Annotated in this window: 22 protein-coding genes; 10 read left to right on the top strand and 12 right to left on the bottom strand. The window is 64.1% G+C overall.

Annotation, left to right across the window (positions count from 1 at the left end; all coding sequences use genetic code 11):
• Positions 1-7: 7 nt before the first annotated feature.
• Complete coding sequence (locus AC1DV8_RS19915; RefSeq protein WP_477150373.1) at positions 8-946, bottom strand: NAD-dependent epimerase/dehydratase family protein; 939 nt, start codon at positions 944-946, stop codon at positions 8-10.
• 174 nt (positions 947-1,120) lie between these two features.
• On the opposite strand from AC1DV8_RS19915, the gene AC1DV8_RS19920 reads away from it, so the two are divergent.
• Positions 1,121-1,693 (top strand): D-sedoheptulose-7-phosphate isomerase, encoded by a 573-nt coding sequence (locus tag AC1DV8_RS19920; RefSeq protein WP_477150374.1) that lies wholly within the window; start codon positions 1,121-1,123, stop codon positions 1,691-1,693.
• Positions 1,690-2,412 (top strand): sugar phosphate nucleotidyltransferase, encoded by a 723-nt coding sequence (locus AC1DV8_RS19925; protein WP_477158644.1) that lies wholly within the window; start codon positions 1,690-1,692, stop codon positions 2,410-2,412. The genes AC1DV8_RS19920 and AC1DV8_RS19925 overlap by 4 nt, the downstream gene beginning before the upstream one ends.
• Here AC1DV8_RS19925 and AC1DV8_RS19930 read toward each other — a convergent pair.
• Entirely contained in the window at positions 2,396-3,061 is a 666-nt protein-coding gene (locus tag AC1DV8_RS19930) for a D-glycero-alpha-D-manno-heptose-1,7-bisphosphate 7-phosphatase (RefSeq protein WP_477158645.1), read from the bottom strand. The two genes, AC1DV8_RS19925 and AC1DV8_RS19930, sit on opposite strands and share 17 nt — an antisense overlap.
• Positions 3,061-4,257 carry an L-2-hydroxyglutarate oxidase gene (gene lhgO, locus AC1DV8_RS19935; protein WP_477158646.1) on the bottom strand — a complete coding sequence of 399 codons (1,197 nt, stop codon included), beginning with the start codon at positions 4,255-4,257 and terminating at the stop codon, positions 3,061-3,063. Before lhgO ends, AC1DV8_RS19930 begins: the two co-directional genes overlap by 1 nt.
• Before the next feature lie 121 nt (positions 4,258-4,378).
• Between lhgO and AC1DV8_RS19940 the strand changes: the two genes are divergently transcribed.
• Together AC1DV8_RS19940 and AC1DV8_RS19945 are read left to right on the top strand one after the other, a co-directional pair.
• Positions 4,379-5,479 carry a glycosyltransferase family 4 protein gene (locus AC1DV8_RS19940; protein WP_477158647.1) on the top strand — a complete coding sequence of 367 codons (1,101 nt, stop codon included), beginning with the start codon at positions 4,379-4,381 and terminating at the stop codon, positions 5,477-5,479.
• 153 nt (positions 5,480-5,632) lie between these two features.
• On the top strand, positions 5,633-6,862 hold the full coding sequence (locus AC1DV8_RS19945; protein ID WP_477158648.1) for an acyltransferase family protein: 1,230 nt from the start codon (positions 5,633-5,635) through the stop codon (positions 6,860-6,862).
• A 261-nt stretch (positions 6,863-7,123) separates the two neighbouring features.
• Here the strand turns inward: AC1DV8_RS19945 and AC1DV8_RS19950 are convergent, their stop codons facing one another.
• The 6 genes from AC1DV8_RS19950 to AC1DV8_RS19975 form a co-directional block, all read right to left on the bottom strand.
• Positions 7,124-8,293 (bottom strand): hypothetical protein, encoded by a 1,170-nt coding sequence (locus tag AC1DV8_RS19950; protein WP_477158649.1) that lies wholly within the window; start codon positions 8,291-8,293, stop codon positions 7,124-7,126.
• A gap of 50 nt (positions 8,294-8,343) precedes the next feature.
• Positions 8,344-9,321 carry a class I SAM-dependent methyltransferase gene (locus AC1DV8_RS19955; protein ID WP_477158650.1) on the bottom strand — a complete coding sequence of 326 codons (978 nt, stop codon included), beginning with the start codon at positions 9,319-9,321 and terminating at the stop codon, positions 8,344-8,346.
• Positions 9,322-9,431: 110 nt separating this feature from the next.
• Positions 9,432-12,419, bottom strand: coding sequence for a glycosyltransferase (locus tag AC1DV8_RS19960; RefSeq protein WP_477158651.1), 2,988 nt, complete (start codon positions 12,417-12,419; stop codon positions 9,432-9,434).
• Positions 12,416-13,330, bottom strand: coding sequence for an NAD-dependent epimerase/dehydratase family protein (locus tag AC1DV8_RS19965; RefSeq protein WP_477158652.1), 915 nt, complete (start codon positions 13,328-13,330; stop codon positions 12,416-12,418). Before AC1DV8_RS19965 ends, AC1DV8_RS19960 begins: the two co-directional genes overlap by 4 nt.
• Positions 13,327-14,532: a methyltransferase domain-containing protein gene (locus AC1DV8_RS19970; RefSeq protein ID WP_477158653.1), complete on the bottom strand. Its 1,206-nt coding sequence runs from the start codon at positions 14,530-14,532 to the stop codon at positions 13,327-13,329. The genes AC1DV8_RS19965 and AC1DV8_RS19970 overlap by 4 nt, the downstream gene beginning before the upstream one ends.
• A 692-nt stretch (positions 14,533-15,224) precedes the next feature.
• A complete protein-coding gene (locus AC1DV8_RS19975; protein ID WP_477158654.1) occupies positions 15,225-16,757 on the bottom strand; it encodes a hypothetical protein in 1,533 nt (510 codons plus the stop codon).
• A 147-nt stretch (positions 16,758-16,904) separates the two neighbouring features.
• On the opposite strand from AC1DV8_RS19975, the gene AC1DV8_RS19980 reads away from it, so the two are divergent.
• Positions 16,905-18,161 carry a D-amino acid dehydrogenase gene (locus AC1DV8_RS19980; protein WP_477158655.1) on the top strand — a complete coding sequence of 419 codons (1,257 nt, stop codon included), beginning with the start codon at positions 16,905-16,907 and terminating at the stop codon, positions 18,159-18,161.
• Here the strand turns inward: AC1DV8_RS19980 and AC1DV8_RS19985 are convergent.
• Positions 18,149-19,918 carry a glycosyltransferase family 2 protein gene (locus AC1DV8_RS19985; RefSeq protein ID WP_477158656.1) on the bottom strand — a complete coding sequence of 590 codons (1,770 nt, stop codon included), beginning with the start codon at positions 19,916-19,918 and terminating at the stop codon, positions 18,149-18,151. The two genes, AC1DV8_RS19980 and AC1DV8_RS19985, sit on opposite strands and share 13 nt — an antisense overlap.
• Before the next feature lie 232 nt (positions 19,919-20,150).
• On the opposite strand from AC1DV8_RS19985, the gene AC1DV8_RS19990 reads away from it, so the two are divergent.
• Complete coding sequence (locus AC1DV8_RS19990) at positions 20,151-20,963, top strand: transporter substrate-binding domain-containing protein (protein WP_477158657.1); 813 nt, start codon at positions 20,151-20,153, stop codon at positions 20,961-20,963.
• On the opposite strand, the gene AC1DV8_RS19995 is transcribed toward AC1DV8_RS19990, so the two are convergent.
• A complete protein-coding gene (locus tag AC1DV8_RS19995; protein ID WP_477150389.1) occupies positions 20,960-21,364 on the bottom strand; it encodes a tellurite resistance TerB family protein in 405 nt (134 codons plus the stop codon). The genes AC1DV8_RS19990 and AC1DV8_RS19995 overlap by 4 nt on opposite strands.
• 201 nt (positions 21,365-21,565) lie before the next feature.
• Between AC1DV8_RS19995 and AC1DV8_RS20000 the strand changes: the two genes are divergently transcribed.
• A complete protein-coding gene (locus tag AC1DV8_RS20000; protein ID WP_477158658.1) occupies positions 21,566-23,176 on the top strand; it encodes a lysine--tRNA ligase in 1,611 nt (536 codons plus the stop codon).
• Positions 23,177-23,237: 61 nt separating this feature from the next.
• Here AC1DV8_RS20000 and AC1DV8_RS20005 read toward each other — a convergent pair whose 3' ends face one another.
• The gene (locus AC1DV8_RS20005; protein ID WP_477150391.1) at positions 23,238-23,882 is read right to left on the bottom strand and encodes a S24 family peptidase; all 645 of its coding nucleotides are present in this window, start codon (positions 23,880-23,882) and stop codon (positions 23,238-23,240) included.
• A 111-nt stretch (positions 23,883-23,993) separates the two neighbouring features.
• On the opposite strand from AC1DV8_RS20005, the gene AC1DV8_RS20010 reads away from it, so the two are divergent.
• From AC1DV8_RS20010 to AC1DV8_RS20020, 3 genes are read left to right on the top strand one after another with little or no spacing between them, the layout of a single operon-like run.
• Entirely contained in the window at positions 23,994-25,241 is a 1,248-nt protein-coding gene (locus AC1DV8_RS20010; protein WP_477158659.1) for an MgtC/SapB family protein, read from the top strand.
• A gap of 49 nt (positions 25,242-25,290) precedes the next feature.
• Positions 25,291-25,644 (top strand): DUF952 domain-containing protein, encoded by a 354-nt coding sequence (locus AC1DV8_RS20015; RefSeq protein ID WP_477158660.1) that lies wholly within the window; start codon positions 25,291-25,293, stop codon positions 25,642-25,644.
• A gap of 29 nt (positions 25,645-25,673) precedes the next feature.
• Positions 25,674-26,750, top strand: a complete 1,077-nt coding sequence (locus AC1DV8_RS20020) for a quinone-dependent dihydroorotate dehydrogenase (protein ID WP_477158705.1) — start codon at positions 25,674-25,676, stop codon at positions 26,748-26,750.
• The last annotated feature ends 78 nt before the right edge of the window (positions 26,751-26,828 follow it).

Below are 26,828 nucleotides of genomic sequence, written 5' to 3' on the forward strand. Positions count from 1 at the left end.
GCGCTGGTCAGACGTTGCCGAACTTGGCGTTTCGGATCATCCGATAGCCGCGTATCAGTTCCTGGATGCCGGCATCCAGCGAATGGTCCGGCCTGAAGCCAGTGGCTTCGATCTTGGCGTTGGAGACGATGTAGTCGCGCTTGTCCGGATCCTCGCCGATCGGCGCCTCGATCGGCACGAACTCCGGCACGTACTTCTGGATGCGCTGGCAAAGTTCGTTTTTGGAGAGGTTCGCGTCGGACAGTCCCACATTGTAGGCGTTGCCTCGCATCGTCTCGAAATTCGCGATGGTGTGAAGAAAGGCCTTCGTGACGTCGCGAACGTGGATGTAGTTGCGCTTGAAGTGACCTTCGAAGATCACCACGGCGCGGTCGGTGACGGCGCGATAGGTGAAATCGTTGACCAGCAGGTCGAGCCGCATCCGCGGCGCCATGCCGAAGACGGTGGCGAGGCGCAGGCTTGCGCCGTTCTCGCGCCCGAGCACGGCCTTCTCGGCCTCGACCTTGGTGACGCCATAGAGCGAGATCGGGTTGAGCGGCGTCTCCTCGGTGCAGTACTCGCCCTGCGTGCCGATGCCATAGCCCGAGTTGGTGGTCGGATAGAGGATCCGCTGCGCCGGGCTCATCATGCCGATGATGTCGACGATGGCGTCCTGGTTGATGGTCTGGGCGTTGAGCGGATCCTGCTTGCAGAGCGGCGCACCGACGAGGGCCGCCAGGGGGATCACGATATCTGCCTTGGCGACGAGGCGCTCGACCAGCGGCTTGTCGCGCGTGTCCCCGCGAATCGGTTCGAACGCCGGGTGGGCCGCGACCGCGTTCAGCGCGCCGTCATTGCGAGCAAATGTATCAAGGGCGGTGACGGAAAAGCCTTGCGCCAGCAGTTCCGGCACGAGGATGGAGCCAAGATAGCCCGCCGCGCCGGTGACCAATACCCTATCGCTCATTATGTGCTTGCCCGCCCCGAGGTTAGTAACCGGCGCATGCCTACAGAAAAAGCCTATGGGAGGCAACGTGGCCGATATGTTCGCTTGCCAGCTTCCGATGATGCGTGGCAATGCGATCACGCCTCTACGGCGATGTGACCTTGGCGTCCCGGGAGGGCGCTCGCGGGAGATCAAATGAGCATTTCCGACTATCTTGCGGGTTCGGCGAAGATACTCGACGAAGCTGCCAACTACGCTGGTTCGCGGCGGGTCGACGAGGCCGTGGCGGCGATGGTTGCTGCCGTTCGGGCCGGCGCACCGATCCTGGTTTGCGGCAATGGCGGCTCGGCCAGCGATGCCATGCACATCAGCGGCGAGCTGGTTGGGCGCTTCCTCAGGGAACGCCGCGCCATCAACTGCATCTGCCTGTCGTCAAACACGGCTGTGCTCACGGCCTGGTCGAACGACTACGCCTTCGAAACCGTCTTCGCGCGCCAGGTCGAGGCCTACGGCGCCGCGGGCGGCGTGCTGATCGGGTTGAGCACCTCGGGCAACTCAAGCAACATCATCGCGGCCTTCGAGGCGGCGTCCGCCGCCGGGATGACCACCGTTGCGTTCACCGGCCAGGGCGGCGGCAAGCTTGCGGCAGCTGCCGACGTGCTGATCGACGTTCCGTCGCGTTCCACACCGATGATCCAGCAGGTGCACATCTGCCTTTATCACTACCTGTGCGAGCAGGTCGAAGCCGCGTTGTTTCCAGACGCATGACCGTTGGCGCAAACCTTGATGTTTCGGTCCTTGTCCTCGCCGGGGGCAGGGGGACGCGCATCCAGGCGATCCATCCCGAGACGCCCAAACCGATGATAGCTGTGGCCGGCAAGCCATTTCTCCACTGGCTGACGATGTTTCTCGGCGGCTTCGGCCTCAGCCATTTCGTCTATTCCACCGGCTATCGCTCGGAAGCGATTGAGGCCTGGTGCGCCGATGGTTCCCTCCCCGGGATCGACCGTGTCGCCTGCCGCGAGCCGGCCCCGCTCGGCACCGGGGGCGGCGTGCTCAACTGCCTGCACCTCTGCCGGGATTGGGTGCTGGTCGCCAACGGCGACGGGCTCTGCATTGGCGGCATTCCGGAGCTATTGGCTCTGCGCGTGAAGCCGGGCCTTGCCGGGGGCATTATCGGCGTCGAAGTGCCGGATGCAGGCCGCTATGGCAGCCTGGCCTTCGACGGCACAAATAGGCTGACCGCGTTCCGCGAGAAGGTGCCCGGGCACGGCTACATCAACAGTGGGCTCTACCTGTTCAGGCGGACGGCACTCGAGGCGCTGCGGCGTGACGGAGCCTGCAGCATGGAGCAGGATCTGGTGCCCGAATTGATCGCTGCCGGCGCCGACCTTCGTGTCGTGCCCCTCGGTGAGGCCGCCTTCATCGACATTGGCACGCCGGAAACGCTGGCCCAGGCGGAAGCTTTCGTCAGGCAGAACCTCTAGGCCGCTGGGCAGCAAGCCAATCGCCAATAGCCGTTGCGGCATCGGCGCGAACCGTAGCCTCCGGCCAAGCCGCGAGCGCGCTTCCATGCTCCACCAGGTGTTGCGCACCATGGCCGGTCGTAACCAGCGTCACGAGGCCAAGGCCAGCCCGTCTGCCAGCCTCGAGATCGGTAATGGTATCGCCGATCAGGCAGGAGGCTGCGAGGTCGACGCCCAGCATGCCGGCGGCCGCGACCAGCATGCCGGCCTGCGGCTTGCGCCATGCGTGACCGCTAATTCGGTAGGGCTCGTGGCCCTCGCCGTGATAGGCGCAGGCGAACACGGCATCGAGGTGCGCCCCGCTGGCCGCGAGGTGGCGGGAGATCTCCGCCTGGACCGCTGCAAAGCCGCTCCAGTCATAGTAGCCGCGCGCGATTCCCGCCTGATTGGTCACCAGCACCACAGCGATGTGCCGGCGGTTGACCTCGGCAATGGCTTCGGCAACTCCCGGGATCATGACGACATCCTCGGCCCGGCCCAGGTAGTGCGATTCCTCGACCACCACCCCATCGCGATCGAGGAACAATGCAGGAGCACCAGCATAGTCGATGGCCGACAGCCGCTCTGCCCAACAGCCCGGATCAATCAGTGGGTACGCGCGCTCCACCATCAGGCCACCCGCGCCGTCACCTTCTCGGCGATCATCTGGCCGATCGGCAAAGCCGAGGTCGCGGCCGGCGACGGTGCGTTGCAGACGTGTAGCATCCGGTCGGTCTCCTTGATCAGGAAATCATGGAAGGCCTTGCCGTCCCTGGTGACGATCTGCGCCCTGATCCCCGCCTGATACGGCAGCAGGTCCTCGAGCTCGAGCGACGGGCAGTACTTGCGGCATTCCTCGAGGTAGGCGCGCTTCGAGAGCGAGCCCTTGAGCTCGTGCAAGGCATGCTTGCGGTTGGCAAAGATCAGCTTCCAGAAACCAGGGAAGCTGGCGATGCTCCAGGCGTCGGACGGGTCGACCGAAAACTTCGGGTAGCCCTCGCGCGCCAGCCCGAGCACCGCGTTGGGACCCACCGTCACACTGCCATCGATCATCCGCGTCAGGTGGATGCCGAGGAACGGCAGCTCGGGATCGGGGGCCGGATAGATCAGGTGCTTGATGATCTCGCTCTTTTCCGGTTTGAGCCGGAAGTACTCGCCGCGGAACGGCACGATCCGGAAGTCGATATCGAGGCCCGCGACGGTGGCCAGTCGATCAGCCTGGAGGCCGCCGCAGACGACCAGCCTGCGAGCAATCCAGAGGTCCCCACCGGCACCGATTTCAACGCTGCCTGGACCTTCCTTGATATGGTCGACTGCAACGCCGAAGCGTATTTCCGCACCGGCCAACCGTGCGGTCTCGGCCAGCTTCTCGCAGACCCGCGTATAGTCGACGATGCCGGTTTCGGGGCTGAGCAGCGCGGCGATGCCGGTGATATGCGGCTCGCGGTCGCGCAACTCGGCCTGGTCGATGCGGGTGATCGCAAGGCCGTTGGCCGCGGCGCGCGCGTATAGCGCGTCGATGCGCGCGACCTCGGCGGCATTGGTTGCGACGATCAGCTTGCCGCATTGCTCGAAGGGGATCTGATGCTCGGTGCAGAACGCTCGCGTCATATGCGCGCCGGCACGGCAGAGCTTGGCCTTCAGGCTTCCCGGCTCGTAGTAAATTCCGGCATGGATGACGCCACTATTGTGCCCGGTCTGGTGGACTGCAACCCGCTCCTCCTTGTCGAGCAGGAGCAGGCTGGCGCCTGGATTGGCCTCGAGGATCTTGTTGGCGGAGGCGAGGCCAACAATCCCTGCGCCGATGACGCAGTAGTCGAACCGCATGTGCGTGCATCCAGTTAGGTAGACTCGTCGGCCCGTCTACGCTATCCGAACCCACCGGTCTATCATCGTCGTGGTCGGCCTGAGGGAGTCAGAACCGATCGTGACGGCGCGGAAGAAGCTGGTGTTCCTGCTCACCGAGGACTGGTTCTTCTTGTCGCATTTCCTCGATCGGGCTCACGCCGCGCGCGGTGCCGGCTATGAGGTTGTGGTTGCGGCGCGAGACAATGGCGACGGCGCCACCATTCGGGAGCACGGCTACCGGTTCGTCGAGGTTCCCTTCCGCCGTGGCGGGCTCAATCCGCTGCGCGAGCTGCGAACGCTGCTGGCCATCTGGCGCCTCTATCGCTCCGAGCGCCCGGATATTGTCCATCACGTCGCCCTGAAGCCGATCATTTACGGTTCGCTCGCGGCCGGCAACACCGCGGTGGTGAATGCGCCGGTCGGCATGGGCTTCGTGTTTTCGTCGCAGGCGCCGCTCGCTCGGCTGCTCCGCCCCCTCATCCGCGCCGTGCTGCGCCGGCTGCTGAATCCTCCCCGCAGCCGGGTGGTGTTCGAGAACCCCGACGATCTGGCGATCTCAACAGCGGACGGTTCGGTCGACCCGGCCGAAGCCGTGCTGATCCGCGGGGCAGGGGTCGACATCGAAGCGATCAGGCCGTCGCCTGAGCCGCCGGCGCCGGTCCGGGTGGTCCTCGTCGCCCGCATGTTGAAGGACAAGGGCGTTGGCGAGTTCATCGAGGCGGCACGTCTGCTCGGTGACCGGGGGTACGGCATCCGCTTTACCCTGGTCGGCGCCCCCGATCCGCAGAATCCCTCCTCCATGACCGAAGCCGAGCTCAGGGCGCTCGACCAGGCGGGCATCGTCGAATGGCTCGGCTTTCGCCGCGATGTCCCGGACATCCTGGCCCAGAGCCATATCGTGGCGCTGCCCTCATATCGGGAAGGTCTGCCCAAGACCCTGCTCGAGGCCATGGCAGCGGAACGCGCCATCGTCACCACTGATGTCCCGGGCTGCCGTGAGGTGGTGACCGACGAGGTAACCGGCCTGCTCGTTCCGGCCCGCGACGCCGAGGCGCTTGCCGCCGCCATCGTAAGGCTGGCTGAGGATCAACCGCTACGCCGAGCAATTGCGCGGGCGGGAAGACGCAAGGCGGAGGCCGAATTCCGAACCACCGCGGTCGCCGCCGCAACCATCGCAGTCTATCGCAGCCTGGTTCCTTAGGAGGGGGCGGTTGCCGGTCGGGCAGGAGCTGGGTCCCGGTCCGGGTGCCGCAGGCCCTGCGCACCGGTCGAACGCGCAATTGGGGTGTACCTAAGAGCAACTGGCAGGAGAGCCGATTTGCTGCTAGCAGGATGCTCAAGTGGGGGCACTACTGTGACAGAGCAAGTGACTGAGCCGGCAAGCAACAAGGTTGCTGATATACAGGTTTTGCGCGGTCTGGCGATTCTGCTCGTTTTGGCGCAGCACCTCAGTCTCACTCGAACGTTGCGCGATGCGCTGCCAACACATGTCCAAATGCCGTTCTGGTTGGGCGTTGAGCTATTCTTCTTAATTAGCGGCGTCGTCGTAACGCAAAGTGTGCTGTCCACCTCCCGCTCGCCAATCGAGTTCCTGGTGCGCCGCCTCTTCCGACTTATCCCGGCGATACTGGTCTTCTTGGTGATTAGTGCAGCAGTTTTCTGGATTGCTAGTGCCCTCCCCGCCGACAATTGGGGGCGGCAGAATTTCTCTGGCAGCTGGATCGACTGGCTTCAGCAGGCGGCCGGCGTGGCCGGTGGCTTCTTTATCAATCTCTCCGGCAGCGCACATTACCTCAATGGAGCAATGTGGTCGCTGAGCGTCGAGTTCCAGTTCTATCTTGCGTTCGCTGCGCTGCTTGCACTGTGTACGCGCCTCTCGGTTCTAGCCACGCGGCGAGTGCTGCTGATCAGTGCAACGGCGATCTACGTTCTCTGCTTAGCGCAACGCGTAGGCCTGCTATTCGACTATCCGATACTGTCGGACAGCCCTTTGACCTACCTTCGTCAGTGGCGCTTCGATTTCATGGCGCTCGGGGTGATCGTCGCTTGCCTGCCAACGAGGCAAGTGTCGAAGGGCGGCTCTTTCTCTCCCTACCTGATCCTGATCCCATTGATCATCACGTCCCTTTCAGAGGACATCTTCTCGCCCGAGGCGCCCTTTCTCCATGGCTTCGCAGCGCCGCTTACAGCTATCTGCTTTGCCGCCCTACTGTTTCTTGCGCGGAGCGGATCCGCGTTCCCAAATTCGACCGGATGGCTCTATCGATCGCTCACCTGGATCGGCAACCGGAGTTTTTCGCTGTATCTTCTGCATTTCCCGGTGATGGCGGTCGTTTGGGTTGCCTTCGACCGGCTGGCGCCATGGGCGTTCAGCTCCGGCTGGGCCTACGGCGTAAGCCAGGCCGTGGCTACACTTGCTCTGGCCTTGCCCTGTGCCGATCTTTGCTTTCGTTACGTTGAACTTCCAGGCCAGCGCTTTGGAAAAAGGCTTGCGGCCCGGGGGCGGCTCTTGCAGCCTCGAGTCAGTGCAGACGACGGCGTAGTGGTGCGGCCCTCACCCACACGAGGAGCTTCGTCAGTATGACGGTTGTGGCTACCGCCGCTTCTTCGCGCTCCAAAAGGGCGGCCTGGCCACTGGAGCCGCCGCTGTCGACCCGCTCCGGCCTCCAGAGAGGCACTTTTTCCTAGATTGGGTCATTGCCCCAAAAAAAGGCTCAAAGGCCTGACCCCTGCGACGACGGTGAGACCATTCCTGAACCACAAAGTGGATCCCTCGCTTTGCCACCACTCGACTGGCGCGAGAGGCCCTTGCGGAAAGTTGGCTTCTCACTGCTGCTAGTCTGGCTCAGGCGGATAGTTCCGAGATCAGATGCTCCGCTCGCGCCCATACTTGACCGATGGGCTGAGGCGCCAAGGAGATGCCGGCATTGGAGTCGGTCCTGGTGTCGTTCAGTGTAAGGGACCGCTTTTGATCCGCCTGCCAAAGTACCGGATCAGCATCGACCGTTGCCTGAATATCGGCATAGACGGCCGACAACTCGCCCTCAATGGCGCGAAGCGTCGTGAACGAGTCGGGCACTGTATGCCTCCGACGCTCTGACTGATCTAGTAGGCGATCGGCACCGGTCAAATCGAGGGCGAGGAATTCAGCGAGCCTGGTGATAGTAGCGGGGCTCAGTGGATCGGCGACGGTGAGTGTGTTGGGGAAGGTTCGGACGCAGTCGGCCCAGAGTTGAGCCGTCTTTAGCCAGCCCACGATGTAGGGGCGCAGGGTAGCGTCCTCAGATATCCGGAACAGGCGTGCTGTCGACAGCAAAGTCTGGACGGGATCACGAAAAGTGAAGATGTGGCGGGCGGCAAAGAAGCGAGCCTCGAAGAAGGCTCTTATCTGGTCGGTGGGCATCACAGCGAACTGGTGGTTCGTGAACGCCATCTTGTCGCCAACGCGTTCATAGAACTGAGATGCCGCCTGGAGCCACTCCAGCCAGCCGCCGTCGTTGAAATGGGGCGCGTACGTCGACTTTGAGACTTGGTTGTGGAAGGACCGATGCTGGGTGTTGTACCAAGTGCTGAAGCCATCCTCGTGTTTCGGGGCGTACAGGTTTGCCTCGGCGAGCAGCAGAGCGTCCTTCGAAGTGTTGATGATCTCCGTCAGGATGGTCGTGTTCGACCGTGCTGGTCCCCAGATGAAGATGCAGCGATCAGCGATGGCGCGGCATGCAGTGATCTCGACTGCCGTAGCCCTCTCGACATCGTCCTCCGGCGTAGGCTTGGCGAGGTCGTGCACGGCGGCAATTTGCTCGCGCTGTCGGGACAACACATCGAGAGTTTCGCTTTGAGTTCTCTCTATACCCTCCATGCGAGCCTTGACGAGATCGTGCACGGCGGCGATTTGCTCGTGCTGTCGGGACAGCACATCGAGAGTCTCGCTTTGAGCTCTCTCCAGGCCCTCCATGCGAGACCGCAGCTGGTAAAAACCGGTTGCCCGGCGATAGAGTTCGAGTAATCCGGCCAATGCGAAAAAGCCTCACCTAGCGCCTAGAATGACTTGCGGATCCGGGCTCCCTACGCGGTGTGGGTAAACCACATCGCGCCGCCGCCGCGCCAATCTGCCGGGTCCACGGGTACATCTACAAGCGGGCGCGCTATCTCGCTGCCGAATTGCGGATCATTGCAAATGTATGCTGTGGGAAGGAGCGGGCTGATCCGGTGCCGGTTTCCCATGAGGTATACGGCGAGCATGTACTGCTCGTTCCAGTACCAGTGCTTGAAACTGTCGGGGTAGTCGTACGGCAGCATTATGTCGTGGACGTGGACAATGACCCCGGGCTTGATACGAGGCAGTACCTCAAGGAAGAAAACAGTAACATCGGAATTCATGAATGACCGGTGCGACCCATCCATGAACAGGACATCGCCGGGCTGAAGCTCGTCGAAGATTGCGAGGTCGCAAGTTTCAAGGCCGCCCCGGATAACCTCATCGCAAATCGCGTCAATGCGCGCGCGAGGCTCCGGATCGATGGAGATAATCTTGGTCGACAGTTTGGCATTCTTTACCGCCAAGTGTGCCCAACAAGTCGTAATTCCAGAGCCGATTTCGAGGTATACGGCTGGCTTGTGGCGCTGGATCATGGCGTACAGCGCCACGGCGTCAAAGGCGCAGTAGGGCACTCCGGTCCAGGCGGGCATCGGCAGATTTGCCGGATCAAATGCCATCGGAACGTTGGTCAGTTGCCCGCCGAGACGTCGCATCTCATGCAGGAAGGCGTGGTAGCTGTCGCTATTGGACTCGAACCACGTGTTCAGGCCGCGGATCGGATTCGCTACGTCCCACCGCGGGCGAAAGTCTCGCGATGGTGGATAGTCGACGGGAATGGCGTACCGGCTGTAGGGGGTGCCTTCCAGCGTCTGCAAGGTTGAGCGTCCGTCGCCCAACTCAGCGAGTCTTGCACGAAGCTCGGCATTCTCCTTCGCAACTCGCTGAGCCGCAGGAGAACCGAACGCCAATCGATCAAGAAATTTTCCAACGGCCTGCGTGAGCAACTCTCATCCCCCTTGCTGCAATCTAGCGACGGCGTTCGGCCACGTTACCTAGGCGCCGGCAGACGACGGGCATCCCGTATTTCTGTCTACCTCCGCGCACCAGCGGGCGCTCATACCGACTTCCACAGCCACGAATGCTGTTCGTATCGATTGTCGTTCGACAGTTTGTAGTGCGAGGTACCAACGCCAAGCTCCGGCGGCGTGCGTTCGTGCTCTTTCTGCCAGGAGCGCGCGGTGCGCCACGCACCCGTCATGCGACCGATGGCGTCTCGTCGCGACGTCGAGTGAGGAGAAAATTCGAGACGGCGCAACTGCTCGACCAAGGCGTGCAGCCCAGGCGCAAGAGCTGACGCCAGTGCAGAGTCGGGTTCGCGCGACAAAATATAGTCGGCCAGCAGAGAACCGTACTCAACATCCGTGCTGATGTGACGATAGTAGGACTTGCGATACCCTGTGCATAGGCGAAGCAGCGCCTCCGCGTCCTCGACGGACCGACTATCGAAGGCATAGCGAATACCGCCCGCCGTACGATGGAGGTACCACGCGCGGTTGTCCTCGATCTCAGCCATTGGACTGGCTGTCGTTTGGCCGTCGGGATAGTTGAGAAACAGGCCAAGCATGCGATCGACGAAGCGCACGTTGATATGGGGCAGCAGCCGGCTCTTGAACTCGGTGTCGCCCGCGCCCCGGAAAGTCTCGTCATAGTAGCCGAAGCGATCGTGGATCGACTTGCGGTACATGCCGCCAACCCAGGACAGGTAGCATGTCTCGAGATACACGTTGTCCTTGGTGGCCCCGCTCCGGTCGTAGGGCATGATGTCGTTCTTGTGCAGCCCGTGCTCGTCGACGGCGGTGACCAGCGAATTCGCCATTACCCAATCGGTTTCGGGATGATTGTCGAGTTCGTCCGTCAGGACCTCCAGGGCCTCGGGATACAGCGTTTCATCGACGCCCAGGAACACAAGATGGGGCGCCGTCGCCAGCCTAATTCCTCGGTTCCACGCGGCCTGGATCGTTTCCCGTCCGGCGGAGCGGGCATAGACTATGCTCAAGGGATGTTCGGCATGGAAGCCCTCGAACGCTGCCCTCTCGTCGGTCGGCGAGCCGCTGTCCACCAGGATGATCTCGACCTCACCGCGTTGGATCAGAGACTGCCGGGACAGCGCAGTCAGGAAGAAGCGCAGCTTGTCCGCGGCCTTGTACAGAGAGACGATCACTGCGACCCGAGCTGCGCCGGTCCGGCGGTCATCAACGACCGCCCAAGGCTTCTCGTTGTAGTGGCGCAACTGGTCGAAGCGCTCTTTCAACAGCGCATGCACCCGCTCCGGCGCGGCGGCAGGATCAGCGTATTGAGCTAGCACCCCTTCCGCCTCGCGGGTGAAGCCGTGTTTTTCCAGGGTTTCAACCAGGCGCGGCAGAAGCCCGAGCCGGTCCTCACCGAGGAGCCGCAGCAAGCGAAGCTCGTAGGTCGCGGCCATCAGGTCTTGACCGCGCAGGCGCTCTACGCGCGCGATGTCGAGCCAGAAATTGCAGCGAAACAGAAGGTTTGAGGCGTCATGATATATCCCCCTCAGCTTGTCCTTCAGTTCATTCTGGCTCCGCTCTGACCGCTTGCCCAGGTTGCGCAATCGGTGTGGTACCCTGTGTGCGTCGGCAAGCATGGCGAAGTACTTAGCGTCACCAAAATACCCGGTCCCGCGCAATCGGTCGATCAGGAAGTGCCGCGGCGCGCGAATGAGCGGACGGAGGCGATTTTTCCATTCGGTTGGCGTCGCATGGCGGACCAACTGCACGACGCGATGCCCCAAAGCCGGAGCTTCCTCCTCTTCGTAGCTGGTGCCGACTAAGGCGGGCGCCGTATCCCGTTCTTCCGAGGGGCTCGACCGCCCCGCGAGGCGCAGCTCAAGCCGCCTCGATGACGGCTGAGGGGTGCGCGCCGAGGCGTCTAGAATGCCCTGATAGACACCCTCCATGTCGAGCGGTGTCGCAGGCAAAGGAGGATGCTCTAGGAGGGCCTCATGCAGAGCTCGGCGATGACTGTCATAGTTCTCGACAAGATCTTGCATGGCACCAACGTTGCCATAGAAATCACCCAGATCGAGTTTCAAGTAGGGTAGGTGTGGATGTGCGTCGTCCAGATAGTCGCAAACGCCGGCCTTGGAGGAGACCGCGACGGGGCAGCCGGAGAACAGTGCCTCCAGCGCCACTAAGTTGAGCGTATCATAGCGAGTGGGAAGGACGATGATCGAGGGTGCTGCGTAGATCGCCGAGAGTTCATCGACTGAAAGCGTGGGCTGATACGAAACGTCCAGACCGCGCATCCTGCTGATATTCGCCAGATGATAGGCGGAACTCACGCCATTGGAGACATCGATAGGCCCAACATGCTGTGCCTTGGCGTACGTTGCCGGGTCGAGCCAGCGAACGAGCTCGATGAACAGATCATTGCCCTTCAGCCGCTCGGAGCGACCTATACAGAACAGCGAAGGCGGCGCGGAGTCACTCAAGGGCCCACGTGGCAACCGCGAGCGTACGAAATGGGCCGGATCGATGTACTGGACCTCTCGGTCCACCCGGGCCTGCCACTCACGGATGTAACTGCGAGAGATGCCGTAAACGCCGTCGGCAGCGGCAAACTGCCGTTGCTCGAGGACCGCGTATTCCAGCACCTTGTCGCCGGCCGAACCCCAGTTGAGCTCGATCGAGGTCGAAATATTGCCGTGCATCGACAGCACGAAGCGGCCGACCTTCACGCCACGGTAGGCACACGCCTCCCGCAGGGCGGCACCAAAGGTGAGAAAATCCGGCGTCTCGACGATGTCAAAAGACTGCCCGGCAACCGACCGGGCGATAGCATCCGCTTCCTCGAGGGCATTTCTTTCGTAGTCGAGATGCGGCGGTGGCGTGTTCAGCCGCAGGGTGTTGCGAGACAGCAGCGGGAACGTGCGCGTGTTGGGCGGGCGTTGCTCGTGCTCTGCCTCGGCTTCCCGAAGATAGCAGAACTCTATGTTCGGCGCCGTTTCGATGATCTTGCGGTATACGGTCTGCCCGCCACCTGTATTCCTGTACAGGTCGGACAGCGCCAGAAGAACTCTCATAGATCATGCGCTCCGGCACCGTAGAACCAGCGGATCGTGCTCTCGAGACCTTCGTGCAGCGCCGTCAGTTCATACGGAACGGCCGCTTTGGCCTTGTCGACATTGAGGCATTTCGAGGTCGCGCCGACATAGCGGCTGGTATCATACTGGATCTTGCCGGCGTCGTAGCCGACGATAGTGGAGATCTGTTCGGCGAAAGTGCGGATCGAAAACTCCTGGCCGGCGCCGATGTTGAAGATGTCGTTGTCGAACTTGTCCGTCAGGGCCCAGAGAATGCGCACAAAATCGTCTACCAGCACGATCTCGCGCTTCTGGTGGCCATCACCCCACAGGACGACCGGTTCCCCGAACTCCTTGCCACGGATGATCTTGCGGATCAGATCGAAGATGAAGTGCATCTGCCGTCCGTCCGTATGGTATCCCGGCCCATAGAGGGTGGAGGGAACGGCGCAGAGGTAGCGCAGGCCAAACTGGCGGTGCAACGCGCGAGCGCCCTGGTAGAGCATGCGCTTGGTCATGGCGTAGGTGTAGAGGCTGTCGATCGGCTCACCCGCCATGTAGTCCGCTTCGCGCAGGTCCGATCCCGGCGCGTAGGCGCAACTGGTGCCCATAAAGACCAGCTTGGCCTGCGGCTGCTGGCTGGCCCAGAAATCCAGCACGTGCGTGTTGATCTTCTGGTTGATGATCCACTGCTCACCCGGATGCCGGAGGCAGAAGTCGCCGGCCTGCGTCCAGGCGGCGAGATGAAAGATCAAGTCGTAGCGGTCCGGCGCCGCCGCCGGCAGGCTGTCAGGTTGCGTCAGGTCGCAGTTGCGCGAATTGAGCCGCGTCAGCACCGCGCCCTGCCGCTCGAGGAAGGAGCAAAGCGCCGTTCCCAGGAATCCTGAGGCGCCCGTGACCAGAATATTCATGCACTTACCTTCGGGTCGACCGGAAAGTAGAACTCGACGCCGCTTTCAATCAGGTCACGGTTGTTGGCCAGGATCTCTTTTTTGAAGTTCCATGCCAGCACATAGTAGATGTCGGGCTGCTGCTCGAGCTCGCCTTCGATCTCGATCGGGATGTGCATGCCCGGCGAGTAGAGACCGCGCCGTAGCGTGTTCTTTTCCACCAGACACTGGATGCGCTCGGGCCCCACGCCGAAGTAGTTGAGCATGGTGTTGCCTTTCACTGGGGCGCCCATGCCGAAGACGCGCTTGCCGGCGGCGTGCGCGGTGTCGAGATAGGCAACGTTCTCCAGCTTCATGCGCTTGATGCGCTCGTCGAGGAGCCGATAGGCCCCGATTGTGTTGCACTCGGACGTCTCTTCCTCCGCCCGCATCTGGGCGAGTCGCTCCGAAACGGGGCGTCCGCCGGCATGACCTATGAAGCCGATGATCGAGCCGCCGTGGATGGGGGCGAGACGCGCATCGAACATGGCCAAACCGTGCCGGTTCAACAGCGTCTCGATCGTCTTGAGGGTGTAGTAGAGCAGGTGCTCGTGGTAGATCTGGTCGAACGCCAGATTTTCCATGATGCTCTTCATGTAGAGGAACTGGACGACGAACACCCCATCGTCCTTCAGCCCCTGTTTGATCGCCTCACAGACCGAATGCAGTTCTTCAAGGTGGAAGAACACCCCCGAGGCGTTGAACGCATCGAACTTGTGGCCGATGCCGGCCATCGTCTCGCTGTTGAAAAAGGCATTGAGGGTCGGAACGCCTGCGTCGTTGGCGGCCTTCGCGGTCCCCTTGGATGATTCGACGCCGAGCACCTCATAGCCGAGCTTCTGGAAATGCTTGAGCTGAGTGCCGTCGTTGGAGCCGATATCAAGGATCGACTTTTCCGTCCGGCCCTGGAAGAAGCGCTCGTCCACTTCGCTCGCCACGCTAGCGAAGTGATCGGACAGGGCTTTCGTCACACCTGAAAGATAGGTGTGATCCCCGAACATGATTTCCTTCTTGACGGTGAAGTCGAGCTGCGCCGTCGAGCAGTCATGGCAATAGACGACACGCAGCGGATAGAAAGGTTCGGTGCCAACCTCTTCCTTGCGGAGGAAGTGATTGCACCAGGGCTGCTCACCCAGATCGACCACCGGCTCGAGCCGAAGTCCATCGCACACACGGCACTTCATGCCACTATCCTTCGACGCCATTGGGTCGTATCGCCTTGCTCAAATGTATCGAGCCGCCGCGACGCGCATACCGCGTGCCAGCAGCGCTGGAACAGGATCCTTGCTCGTGACAGACAGCCGGCCCGAAAGTATAGGGCCGATCCGCGGACATCCCCTTTACCTAGCCTAAGCCGCAATGGCAATATGCCTATCCAGCCGGCGGCGCCAAGTTCCGATCAGCACAACTTAGACAACATCTTTGCGAATACACACATAGGTGGTGAATCTTGGTAGTAACACCAATGCGGATATCAATAGATATCAACGAAACGGACGCGATGGATCAAAGATCAGTTCTGATCTATTGAGATAGCGGGAGCTGTCGGGGTTCATGCTCGATTTGGCACAGGCAAACCGCGAGCAGGCGACCTCGGTCTATTGCGCGCAGCAATAAGCTATATGAAGTTCTTGCCGGAGAATTCGATAACTGGCTGATTGCAGCAGATATGTTCACCGCGTCCGCGGCACATTGACCTGTGCCTGGCGTATCCGTTGTTCCGCCTTCGATCGCAGTCACGACACGAGGGGTTACGGCCGTTGTCGACCTGATGCCCACGTCTGGATGCAGACCGTCTGCCGGCAGTGCGAGGTTCTCGCGGCGGGGCGAGCGATGCTCGAAATCCACTTCGAGGCGCCCCTCCGTCATCGCGAACCTAGCCTGCCGGCGCGGCTTCCGTGTCGGGCACCGTGACCCATGCGCGTGGTACGAAGCCGCGCTCGTCGACTGGCCAACGGGCGTCGGTAGGGAGCTGCGGTTGCCCGTCGGCGCATGACCAGGTGCCGCTGGGTGCCATCAGCTGGTCGACATTGGGGTTCCGTTCGCAGAACTCGCGCATTTCGAGCACCGTGGGCGCCATGTCGCAGATCGGCCCGAGATAGGACGTGCAAGCGAGCACCGTGCCGTTGAAGCAGCGCCAGTGGACGCGGTCGCGGGCCGAGCCCAGCGGGATCAGTAAGGTGCGGGTCATCGCCTCGGTAAAGGCGGGGCCCGCGTAGCGATAGTCGACATAGTCGATCGTTCCGACCGCCCGGCAATAGCTCGATGGGTCGTCGTAGAGTTCGGGTGCTGGGGCGGCCGCGACGCGCAGCGGCACGGAGGAGGGGTCGGCGACCACGGCAGCCGGTGCCGCTGCTCCCGATGTGGCGGCCGGCGTTGCGGGTGGCGAGGCGGGAAGGCCGACTTTAGCCGGCTCCGTCGCCGACGCGGCTGCCGCCGCCGGGACGGCCGGCTTCGGCGTCGGCTCTGTTGCAGCCTCCTTGGCGACGGCGCTCGGGGCGGACGGTGATGCACTCGGTAGCGCTGCGAGATTTCCGTCGCGATAGAACAGATAGGCGCCCGCGCCCAGCACCAGGCCGAGCACCAGCACCGCGGCCACCGCTGCCATGGCGGCGATCAGCCCGCTGCCACGGCGTTCGCGCCGGGTTGGGGGCGCCCGCCGGGGACGGGGTTCGGGTTCAGGCTCAAGCTCGGGTTCGGCCCATGTTTCGGCTCGCCGCGCCTCGATCACCGGTTCGGGCTCGCGGCGAGGTCGGGGCGCATCCACTGCCGGCGGTGCCGGCTCGCGCCGGGCTTCGGCCCAGATATCAGGATCGCGGCCGCGTGGTCCCGGCGGCGCGTCGAGATCCTGCCAGCGCGGCGGCTCGGCAGCGGGTCGCGAGGTCACCGTCACGTCGCTGAGCGTCAGCGGGATCCCCCGCTTGGGCGTCGGCAGATCCTGCCGCGGCATCAGCAGTGGATCCGCCCGGTACGCCGCCTCGCGCTCGATCTCGTCATTGGCCGGTGCTGCCTCGACCGCAAGCCTGCGGCTGCGCCTTGCCACGCGTCGACGCCGGATCTGGAGCTCGCCGGCAAGGAACGCCACCGCCGCCGCCACCGCGGCAGCACCCGCCGGAGCGAGCAGGTGGTAGGTGAACAATTGCGGCACCGAAATGCCGATTCCGAGCCAGCCAACCGCAGCGCCTAGCAGCAGCAGCGCCGCAAAGCCCGGCGTTACCGTGGCCAGCAGGCCGCCCAGCATCGCCGCGCCGGCCAGTGCATACCAGCCGATCGTGCCGAGCAATCGTTCGCTGGTGCTGTTGGCCCAGAAATCGAGAAATGGCGATATCAGGTCGATGCGCAGCGCACTGGGCACCAGCAACACAAACAACCCGGCAATCAGCCCCAAGAACAGTGCCGCAATTCTCACCGTTGTTCCCCGACGGTCTATTCGCGCCCCGTGCCGATGAACATGCCCAGCGCCGGGCCGGAGTGCAAGTCACGTGTCAGCCGATCGCCGCAGTGCCATGCTGCTGTCCCGGCTTGCCTTTCGGCGCGCGCTCATGAACATGAGCGCATGAAAGTCCTCATCCTTGGTTCGGGTGTCATCGGTACCACCTCCGCCTACTACCTGGCGCGGGCGGGTCACGAGGTGACGGTGGTCGATCGCCAGCCGGGGGCAGGGCTCGAAACCAGCTATGCCAATGCCGGCGAGCTCTCCTACGGTTACGCCTCGCCCTGGGCCGGCCCGGGCATCCCGGTCAAGGCCATCAAGTGGCTGCTGATGACCGACGGCCCGCTGGTGCTCCGCCCCAAGCTCGATCCGCGCATGTGGATCTGGGGCCTGCAGCTGCTGATGAATTGCACCGAGCGTGCCTACGCGGTGAACAAGGGCCGCATGGTACGGCTGGCCGAATACTCGCGCGACATGATGATCGCGCTGCGCGCCGAGACCGGCCTCGCTTTCGACGGCCGGCAGCAGGGCACCGTGCAGCTGTTCCGCGAGCAGAAGCAGCTGGATCACGCCGCTGACGATATCGCGGTGCTCAAGCAGTATGGCGTGCCCTACGAGGTGCTCGACCCGAAAGGCTGCGTCGCTGCCGAACCCGGGCTGGCCACCGCCACCGTGCCCTTCGTCGGCGGGTTGCGCCTCGCCAATGACGACACCGGCGACTGCAAGATGTTCACCGAGGGGCTTGCTGCCCTCGCCGCCAGCCAGGGCGTCGGCTTCCGCTACGGCACCGGCATCGACCACATCATCACCTCGGGTGGTGTCGTGACCGGGGTGGCGACCGACAAGGGCGTGCTCACCGCCGATGCCTATATCGTGGCGCTCGGCAGCTACTCGCCAATGTTGCTGCGCCCGCTCGGCATCGGCCTGCCGGTCTATCCGATCAAGGGCTACTCGCTCACCGTGCCGATCACCGACGCTTCGGTGGCGCCGGTGTCCACCGTGATGGACGAGACCTACAAGGTGGCGACCACCCGCCTGGGCAATCGCATCCGCGTCGGCGGCACTGCCGAAATCGCCGGCTACGATACGAACCTCCACGCGTCGCGCCGCGGCCCGCTCGATCGTTCGCTGCGCGAGCTGTTCCCCGATGCCGGCGATGCCAGCAAGGCCAGCTTCTGGTGCGGTTTGCGCCCGATGACCCCCGATGGCACTCCGGTGCTCGGCCGCTCGAAGCTGCCCAACCTCTATCTGAACACCGGCCACGGCACGCTCGGCTGGACCATGGCGGCCGGTTCCGGCCGGGTGTTGGCCGACATCATCTCCGGCAGGTCACCGGACATCGAGGTCGGCGATTTGGGTCTGAGCCGCTACGCTTCCTGATCGCGCCGCTGCTCCACGGTCGCCCGGCGCAGCCGCGTTTTGCCGTGGGCAGTCTTGGCCCAGAAATGCGGCTGGCGAACCAGCTCGACCAACGCCAGCGCCACTGCTACCGAATGCAGCATCCAGTAGATCGGCAGCGCCAGTTGCTGCAGCATCAGGTCGTAGCGGCCGAGCCGCTTCAGGCCCATGAACACCAGCATCGCCGGCCCGGCATAGCCAACAACGAAGATGAAACCGGCGAGCCCGTCCCACGCGTCGAACGATGGCGCGCGGTATCCGGCGATGGCAGTCCACAACAGCGACAGCAGGAACATCGAGTGCAGCGGCGCCGATAGCACCATGCTGCCCACATAGATCTGGAACCCGAGGAAACCGCGCCAGCCGAGGTCGCGCAACAGCCCGCGGGGATCGCTGTTGTGGACGATCAGGGTTTGCATCCAGCCTTTCATCCATCGCGTTCGCTGCTTCAGCCAGGCGTCCGCAGTCAGCGGCGCCTCCTCGCCCGTCTGGCTGGCGATCGTCGCCGTCCCAAGTCCGCTGCGCGCCAGCCGCACGCCCAGATCGGCGTCCTCGGTGACGTTGAACGAGTCCCAGCCGCCCAGTTGCCGGAGCGTCTCGGTACGAAAGTGATTGCTGGTGCCACCGAGCGGCATCGGCAGGCCGAGCCGCGCCAAGAGCGGCAGCATCAGCCCGAACTGGCCGGCGTACTCGCCGGCGAATTGTGCAGCGAGCAGGCTTTCACGGGCATTGTCGATCACCAGTTCGGCCTGCAGGCACTCGAGCTCAGGGTGCGCGGCAAAGGTGCTCGCGGCCAGCCGAAGCTGGCCCGGATCGGGAATGTCCTCGGCGTCGTACACCACGACGAACTGGCCGCTCACCAGCGGCATCGCGTAGTTCATCGCCTTGGGCTTGGTGCGGGGCAGGGCGTCCGGCACCACCAGGAGCTCGAAGCGCGGATCATAGAGCTCGTGCTGCACCGCGGTGATGGTCGCGGGGCTGCGCGATTCAACCACGAACCGCACATCCAGCTTTTCCGGCGGATAGTCGAGCGCCCGCATCGCCCGCGCCAGCTGTCCCACCATCTGTGCCTCGTCGCGTAGCGGCACCAGCACGGTGTAGACCGGCAGTTCGGCGTCGCTCAGCAGCCGCGGCGCCACCGGCATGCCGGCCGGCCTGACCGACGCCCATAGCCGCAGCAGGGCGGGAATGATCAGGATAGCGCCGACAATCGGCAGGAACACCGGCCGCGAGATGCTCGGCGCTGCCACGGCAAACAGCATCAGCAGCGCCACCCCGACGGCGAACACGATCCGCACCGGTTTAGGCGTGCCGAGGCTGACGCTGGCCCGCGGCCAGCTGCGCGCCAGCCGCTGCCGTGCTTCGACCAGCAGCGCCTCCGCGCTGGCCGCCGCCAGCTCGGCGCGCAGCGCCACCAAAGGCACGATGCAGAGGTTCCGCCGGATTTCCGGATGCCGCGCCGCATAGCGCCTGAGCTTGAGGAACGCCGCGAACCGCGGCGCGCAGTAGATCACCTCGCGCTCGAACAGCTTTGCGCGCACCGCGCGGACTTCGCCGAGCCGCTCGATGCGGGCGATGATCGGGCTGCCCGGCAGTGTGTTGGGGATGCGCTCTGAGAACACAAGGCCGGCCCACGCGGCGGCGCGCTCCATCACCATCGCCTCGCCGAGCCCGAAGCGATGCGCGCAATAGTCGAGCGGATCCACCTCGAGCGCCAGCGCGGCCTCCAGGTGAATCAAGGCTTCAGCCTCGCCGTTTACATGCCCGGCAAGTATTGCGTGAAGAAGCGCCCCCGCCTCCGACACTGCGCCCACCAAATGACGTGCAATAGAATTTAAGTCTGAGCCCGGGATTAGTTATCACGGCGGCGTTATCGTCAATCGAAATCGAGGCTTGGGAAGTCGGCCGGACAGGCCTCGCCTTTGCCCGCGAATTGGGCCATAAGCCGGGGAACGCCCGCCCCGGAACGCCATGCGCGCCTTACTGTTCGCCCTCGCTCTGCTGCTCGCCCCGTCGGCGCCGGTGATGGCGCAGGCCCTGCCGTATCATATCGATCCCGGCGCCCGCGAAATCGTCCCCAGCCTCGCCGCCGTGCCGTCGATCCGGTTCCTCACCACCGCGGATTTCCCGCCCTTCAACTTCCGCGACGACAAGGGCGAACTGGTCGGCTTCAACGTCGACTTGGCGCGGGCGCTGTGCGCCGATCTCGGCATCACCTGCACGGTGCAGGCCTGGCCCTGGGACCAGGCGGCCAAGGCGCTCGAGGACAAGCAGGGCGACGCGCTGATCGCCGGCCTGGCGCTCACTCCTGCCAATGGCGCGCTGTTCGATTTCTCGCAGATCTACCTGATGCTGCCGGGCCGCTTCGTTACGCCCGTTGCGGCGGCTCCCGGTTTCGATCCGGCGTCGCTGAACAGCAAGCGCGTCGCCGTGCGCCGGGGCTCCACTCATGCCGAGTTCATCCGCCGCTACCTGCCGGCTGCAGGACTGATCCAGTTCGACAGCGAGATCCTGGCGCTCGACGCGCTCTCGAAGGGGGAGGCCGATGCCTATTTCGGCGACGCCATGCGCGCCTCGTTCTGGCTCAACGAGAATGTCGGCTGCTGCGATTTCGCCGGCGAGCCGTATTTCCGTCCGGACCTGTTCGGCGATGGTCTCGCCGTAGCGGTCCCCGCCGGCCACGACGCGGTGCGGCAGGCGATCGACTATGGCCTCGCCCGGCTAAAGCGCTCGGGCGTCTACGACGAACTCTACCTCAGGTGGTTCCCAGTCAGCTTCTACTAGGCCGCGCGCATCCGGGCCCGGGCGCTGGCCTCGATCGCCGCCGTGACCAGCCGATCGACATCCAGCCGGTCGCGCACCATCTCGAGCAGCCGCAGCTCTTCCTGCGGTAGCTGTACGTCCACTACCGCGACCTCCACTGCCAGCGCATAGGCCGTGTCATGCAGCCGCTTCGGCACTGCCGCCACGGCATCGTCGAGCACGCTGTCGAGGCCGCTGCTGTTGGTCTTGTCGACGGCTTCATTGGCGACGGTCGAGAGCCGGTCCAGGTCGAAATCGGCGAACACCGGCGAGCGCACCACGAGGCCGGCGATCACGTCCAGTTCATGGTCCGAGATGCCCTCGTCGGACGAGGCGGTGACCACCATGATGTGGATGAGAGCGTCCTGCAGGGAGATGGCCATCGGGTCCTCTGGAGCGTGATCAGGAAAAGTTGCAGACTTTTCCGGTTCGATCTCGCGACAAGCAAGACCGGATACGAAAGTCCCGCATAACTAGGCACCGCGCCGCCGCTTGGCAAGGCGGAGCAGGGGCCGTTCCCATTGACGCCCGTGGCAGGCTGGTGCAATTGAGCGCCTTCTCCCATCCAGCATCTGAGGCCTGCCGTGCCCGCGCCGCTTCCGACCCTCGACCCCGCCTTCTTCGACGCCGCCCAGACGGCGCGTGCCTGGCCGTTCGAGGAAGCGCGGAAACTTGTCGCGCGGGTCGAGAAGCGCGGCCTCACCGAAGTGCTGTTCGAGACCGGCTACGGTCCCTCGGGCCTGCCGCATATCGGCACGTTCGGCGAAGTGGCGCGCACCACCATGGTTCGCACGGCCTTCCGGCTGCTCACGCGTGACGAGATTCCGACCCGGCTGCTCTGCTTCTCCGACGACATGGACGGGATGCGGAAGATCCCCGAGAACGTTCCGGACCGCGCCGCGCTCGAGCCCTACGTGCAAATGCCGCTGACGTCAGTGCCGAACCCATTCGGCGGCGACTACAAGAGTTTTGGCGACCACAACAACACCATGCTGCGGCGCTTCCTCGATACCTTCGAGTTCAACTACGAGTTCGCCAGCGCTACCGAATACTACAAGGCCGGCAAGTTCGACGAAGTGCTGCTGCGCGCCGCCGAGCGCTACGACGACATCATGAAGGTGATGCTGCCCTCGCTCGGCGAAGAGCGTCAGGCGACCTACTCGCCCTTCCTGCCGATCTCGCCGCAGTCGGGCCGCGTGCTCTATGTGCCGATGAAGCACGTCGATGCGAAGGCCGGCACCGTCACCTTCAACGACGAGGATGGCACCGAGACCACGCTGCCGGTCACCGGCGGCCATGTGAAGCTGCAGTGGAAGCCGGATTTCGGCATGCGCTGGGCCGCGCTCGGCGTCGACTACGAGATGTTCGGCAAGGACCACCAGACCAACCAGGGGATTTACGACCGTATCTGCGCCATCCTCGGCGGCATCCCGCCCGAGCATTATACATTCGAGCTGTTCCTCGACGAAAACGGTCAGAAGATCTCGAAGTCGAAGGGCAACGGGCTGACCATCGACGAGTGGCTGACCTATGCAGGTACCGAGAGTCTCGCGCTCTACATGTTCCAGAAGCCGCGGGTGGCCAAGCGCCTCTACTTCGACGTGATCCCGCGCGCCGTCGACGAGTACTACCAGTATGTCGCGGCCTATAACGGACAGGACGCTGCTGCGGCGCTCGAGAACCCGGCCTTCCACATCCATTCGGGCAAGGTGCCGGTGGTCGACATGCCGGTCACCTTCGGCCTGTTGCTCAACCTCGCCTCGGCCGCCAACGCCCACGAGAAGTCGGCGCTGTGGAACTACATCTCCCGCCGTCTGCCCGGCGAGACGCCGATGACTAACCCCGAGCTCGACCGGCTCGCGGGCTATGCGGTGCGCTACTTCAACGACGAGGTAAAGCCCACCAAGACGTTCCGCGCCCCGACCGACAAGGAGCGCGCGGCGCTGGCCGACCTCGCCGAGCAACTCGCCGGCAAGGACACGCTAGACGCCAAGGAGCTGCAGGACATCGTCTATGCGGTTGGCAACGCTCACACGTTCGACCCGCTGCGCGACTGGTTCGGCGCCATCTACCAGGTACTCCTTGGCGCCGACCAGGGCCCCCGCTTCGGCTCGTTCATTGCGCTGTACGGCATAGAAGAGACGCGGAAGCTCATCGCCGATGCGCTGGCAGGGAAACTGGTGACGGCCGCCTGAGATCCATCAGTCGGTGCCTTCTCCCATTGTGGGAGAAGGTGAGTTGAGAGAGCAGGCCAGCCTACTGGCTCGCCCACACGATCCGGCCCATGCCCTCGACGTCCTTCATCTCGACCACCCTCGGGCCGTGCGCGGGGTTGAGCGAGTGCAGCTCCAAGAGTTTCGGTGTTTGGCGGTGCAGGATCTTCACCAGCACTTCGCCATCCTTGGTCCTGACCACCACGCGATCACCGCGCCGCATCTGCACGGTGGGCGAAACCACGATGATGTCCCCATCGCGATAGAGCGGCTGCATCGAGTCGCCCGCCACTTCCAGCGCGTAGCTTCCATCCTCGGGCGCCGAGGGGAACGCTACCTCGTCCCAGCCTTGTCCCTGCGGGAATCCAGCCGAGTCGAAAAACCCACCCGAGCCGGCCTGCCCGAGGCCCAGCAGCGGCACGAACGAGCGCACCACGTTCGTTGCCTGCATCTGCACATAAGCGCCGCCGCCGCTGAGGAACGCGTCGAAACTCTCGTTCGTCGCCTCGAGGATCTTCGCAACGCTCTCGGTCGACGGCCAGCGCTCGCGCCCGTCCTTGCTCACCCGCTTCGATTTGTTGAACGCCGTCGCATCCAGCCCGGCAAGCCGAGCCAGCCCGGACGCCGAGAGTCCGTGCCGTTCAGCAATCGCATCGATCGCGTTCCAGATGTCGCCGTGTGACAGCACGTGCCCAGCCGCTTACGAGGAAACTTGTCCCATGAGGAAACTAGTCCTATTGTACGGATCGCCGTCCGGCTTGTAAAGCCGGAGCGCCAGTGGGAGGGGAGTGCGACGGGCATGATGGATCTCGTGACTCGCCTCGCCGTCTCCCTGGCCATCGGTCTGCTTGTCGGGCTGGAGCGGGGCTGGAAAACCCGCGAGGAGGAGGGCGGCCTGCGTGCCGCGGGATTTCGCACCTTCGCGCTGTCGGGGCTTTTGGGCGGCATCGCCGCAGCCCTCTCTGCGGTCAGCGATCCGATCGTCCTCGCTGCGATCTTTCTCGGCTATCTGGCCGTCTTCGCCGCCTTCCACTGGCTGGAGGCGAAAGCCGAGAAGAGCTTCAGCGTCACCTCCGTCGTCGCCGGTGCGCTCACTTTCGCGCTTGGCGCCTATGCCGTGCTCGGCGAGTTGACCGTGGCGATTGGCGCCGCCGTGGCCATGACCCTGCTGCTGGCGCTGCGCACCCAGCTGCACGAGTGGGTCGCTTCCCTCAAGTGGGAGGAGTTGCGCTCCGTCCTGATCCTCTTGGCCATGACCTTCCTGCTGCTGCCATTCCTGCCGCAGAAGCCGGTCGATCCCTGGGGCGTGCTCAACCTGTTCGAAATCTGGCTGTTCGCCATCATGATCGCCGCCATCTCGTTCGGCGGCTACATCGCGGTGCGCATTTTCGGCGATCGGCTCGGCGTGCTGATGGCGGCCGCCGCCGGCGGACTTGCTTCGTCTACCGCGGCGACGCTCTCGCTCGCCCGGCTCGGCAAGGCGCATCCGGAATCCGCCAAGCTCCTCTCGTCTGGCATCCTCATTGCCGGGCTGGTCATGGCGCTGCGCGTCGGCGTCCTCGCGGCACTGCTCAACCCGGCGCTGGTCGTGCCGCTCGCCGCTCCCATTGGCGCGCTGGCCCTCGGTCTTGGCGCTGCCGCAGCGTTCCTGCTGCTCACCGGCAACCGCGAGAAGCGCTCGCCAAAACTCGAGATCACCAACCCCCTCGAGATCGGCACGGCCCTGAAGCTCGCGGCGTTCATCGCCATCGTCACCATCGCCGCCGAGTTCGCCCGCCGGTTGATCGGCGCCGGTGCGGTGCTCGCCGTGGCGGCGATCTCGGGCATAGCCGATGTCGATGCGGTCACCGTGTCGATGGCGCGCCAGGCAGGCAATCTGGGGCTCGACGTCGCGACCCTCGCCATCATTATTGCGGTAGGGGTCAACACGATCTCCAAGGCCGTCATCGCCGCCGTGACGGGCGGCCGCGCCATCGGGCTTTACGTCGGCGCCGCCAGCGCAGTGGGCCTTATTGCAGCTGGGCTCGGCTGGTTTTTCTTCCGCTGAGCTTGCCATCGCCGCCTCGCTCGCCCAAAAGGCTGGCATGATGAGCCCGATGCAAACCCCCGAATTCATCTACAAGGTCGCGAGCCGCGAGATCTATGACGCCTCGCTCGCCGCCGGCCATTTCGTCGGCCAGCCGATCGACCTGAAGGACGGCTACATCCACTTTTCCAGCGCCCCGCAGCTGGCCGAAACCATCCGGCTCTACTTCGCCGGTCTCAGCGACCAGGTGTTGTTCCAGGTCCCGTGCGCGCCACTCGGCGACGCGCTGAAATGGGAAGCCTCGCGGGGCGGCGACCTGTTCCCGCATCTCTTCGCCACGCTGGCGATGTCCGCTGTCTCCAACATGACGCCCCTCGACGTTCCCGCCGATGGTCGCGTCAAGCTGCCGGATTGGGTCAAATGATCTTCACGCGCCTCTCGCCGCTGCTCCGCATGCCGCTGCTCGCGGGCCTCACCCGCGACGCGCTGCTGAAGATGGACCCCGAGATCGCCCACGGCGCCACCATCAGCGCCCTGCGCCTCGGCCTCGCGCCCGAGCAGGAGGGCGTCGATCCGCCGGAACTCCGCATCACCCTTTGCGGTCTCGATCTCAAGAACCCGGTCGGCATGGCCGCCGGCTTCGACAAGAACGCCGAGGTCCCCAAGCCGCTCGCCCGCATGGGCTTCGGCATGGTCGAAGTCGGCACCGTCACCCCGCGCCCGCAGGTCGGCAACCCGAAGCCCCGGCTGTTCCGCGTCGGCCCCGCCGAAGGCGTGATCAACCGCATGGGCTTCAACAACGAGGGGCATGAGGCCGCCTTCGCGCGCCTCAAGGGCGCCCATGTCGGCGCCATCCTCGGGGTGAACATCGGGGCCAACAAGGACAGCGAGGATTTCGTCGCCGACTACGTCAAGGGCGTCACCCGCTTCGCCGAAGTCGCCGATTACCTGACGGTCAACATCTCGTCGCCCAACACGCCGGGGCTGCGGAACCTGCAGGCCGATGAAGCCCTGACCCGCCTGTTGGCGGCGGTGCTGAAGGCCCGCTCCAAGGCCTCGGTCCGCGTCCCGGTGCTGCTGAAGATCGCCCCCGATCTGGACGAGAAGGCCCTCGACGGCATCGCCAAGGTGGTGCTCGCCACCGATCTCGACGGCCTCATCGTCTCCAACACCACGCTGTCGCGCGACCCGGTCCTCGGGATGGAAAACGCCACCGAGACCGGCGGGCTGAGCGGCAAACCGCTGTTCAACCTCTCCACGCAGAAGCTGGCGCAGGTCCGCCAGCGCGTCGGCAAGCTGCCGATCATCGGAGTGGGGGGAATACACTCGCCCGAGAGCGCGGTGGCGAAGTTCGAGGCAGGGGCGGATGCGATCCAGCTTTACTCGGCGCTGGTGTTTGGCGGGTTGGACATGCTGGACCGGCTGAAGCGCGGGCTGAGCGCCGCTGTGCGTAGCCGCGGGCTGAAGTCGGTGTCGGAACTGACCGGGCGGACGACTGCGGAATGGGCTTCGGGGAAGGCTAGCCTCTAGCATCGAGCATCGAAGATACCCCCACCCTGTCCCTCCCTCGCAAGGGGGGACGAGACGCCCTCACCGACGTCAGTGTTT

Source organism: Devosia sp. P3_B2, assembly GCF_056402875.1.

Bases quoted from the DNA above. Each gene is read 5' to 3' on its own strand.
- AC1DV8_RS19915 (WP_477150373.1), bottom strand. From the start codon at position 946: ATGAGCGATAGGGTATTGGTCACCGGCGCGGCGGGCTATCTTGGCTCC.
- AC1DV8_RS19920 (WP_477150374.1), top strand. From the start codon at position 1,121: ATGAGCATTTCCGACTATCTTGCGGGTTCGGCGAAGATACTCGACGAA.
- AC1DV8_RS19925 (WP_477158644.1), top strand. From the start codon at position 1,690: ATGACCGTTGGCGCAAACCTTGATGTTTCGGTCCTTGTCCTCGCCGGG.
- AC1DV8_RS19930 (WP_477158645.1), bottom strand. From the start codon at position 3,061: ATGGTGGAGCGCGCGTACCCACTGATTGATCCGGGCTGTTGGGCAGAG.
- lhgO (WP_477158646.1), bottom strand. From the start codon at position 4,257: ATGCGGTTCGACTACTGCGTCATCGGCGCAGGGATTGTTGGCCTCGCC.
- AC1DV8_RS19960 (WP_477158651.1), bottom strand. From the start codon at position 12,419: ATGAGAGTTCTTCTGGCGCTGTCCGACCTGTACAGGAATACAGGTGGC.
- AC1DV8_RS19965 (WP_477158652.1), bottom strand. From the start codon at position 13,330: ATGAATATTCTGGTCACGGGCGCCTCAGGATTCCTGGGAACGGCGCTT.
- AC1DV8_RS19970 (WP_477158653.1), bottom strand. From the start codon at position 14,532: ATGAAGTGCCGTGTGTGCGATGGACTTCGGCTCGAGCCGGTGGTCGAT.
- AC1DV8_RS19980 (WP_477158655.1), top strand. From the start codon at position 16,905: ATGAAAGTCCTCATCCTTGGTTCGGGTGTCATCGGTACCACCTCCGCC.
- AC1DV8_RS19990 (WP_477158657.1), top strand. From the start codon at position 20,151: ATGCGCGCCTTACTGTTCGCCCTCGCTCTGCTGCTCGCCCCGTCGGCG.
- AC1DV8_RS19995 (WP_477150389.1), bottom strand. From the start codon at position 21,364: ATGGCCATCTCCCTGCAGGACGCTCTCATCCACATCATGGTGGTCACC.
- AC1DV8_RS20010 (WP_477158659.1), top strand. From the start codon at position 23,994: ATGATGGATCTCGTGACTCGCCTCGCCGTCTCCCTGGCCATCGGTCTG.
- AC1DV8_RS20015 (WP_477158660.1), top strand. From the start codon at position 25,291: ATGCAAACCCCCGAATTCATCTACAAGGTCGCGAGCCGCGAGATCTAT.
- AC1DV8_RS20020 (WP_477158705.1), top strand. From the start codon at position 25,674: ATGCCGCTGCTCGCGGGCCTCACCCGCGACGCGCTGCTGAAGATGGAC.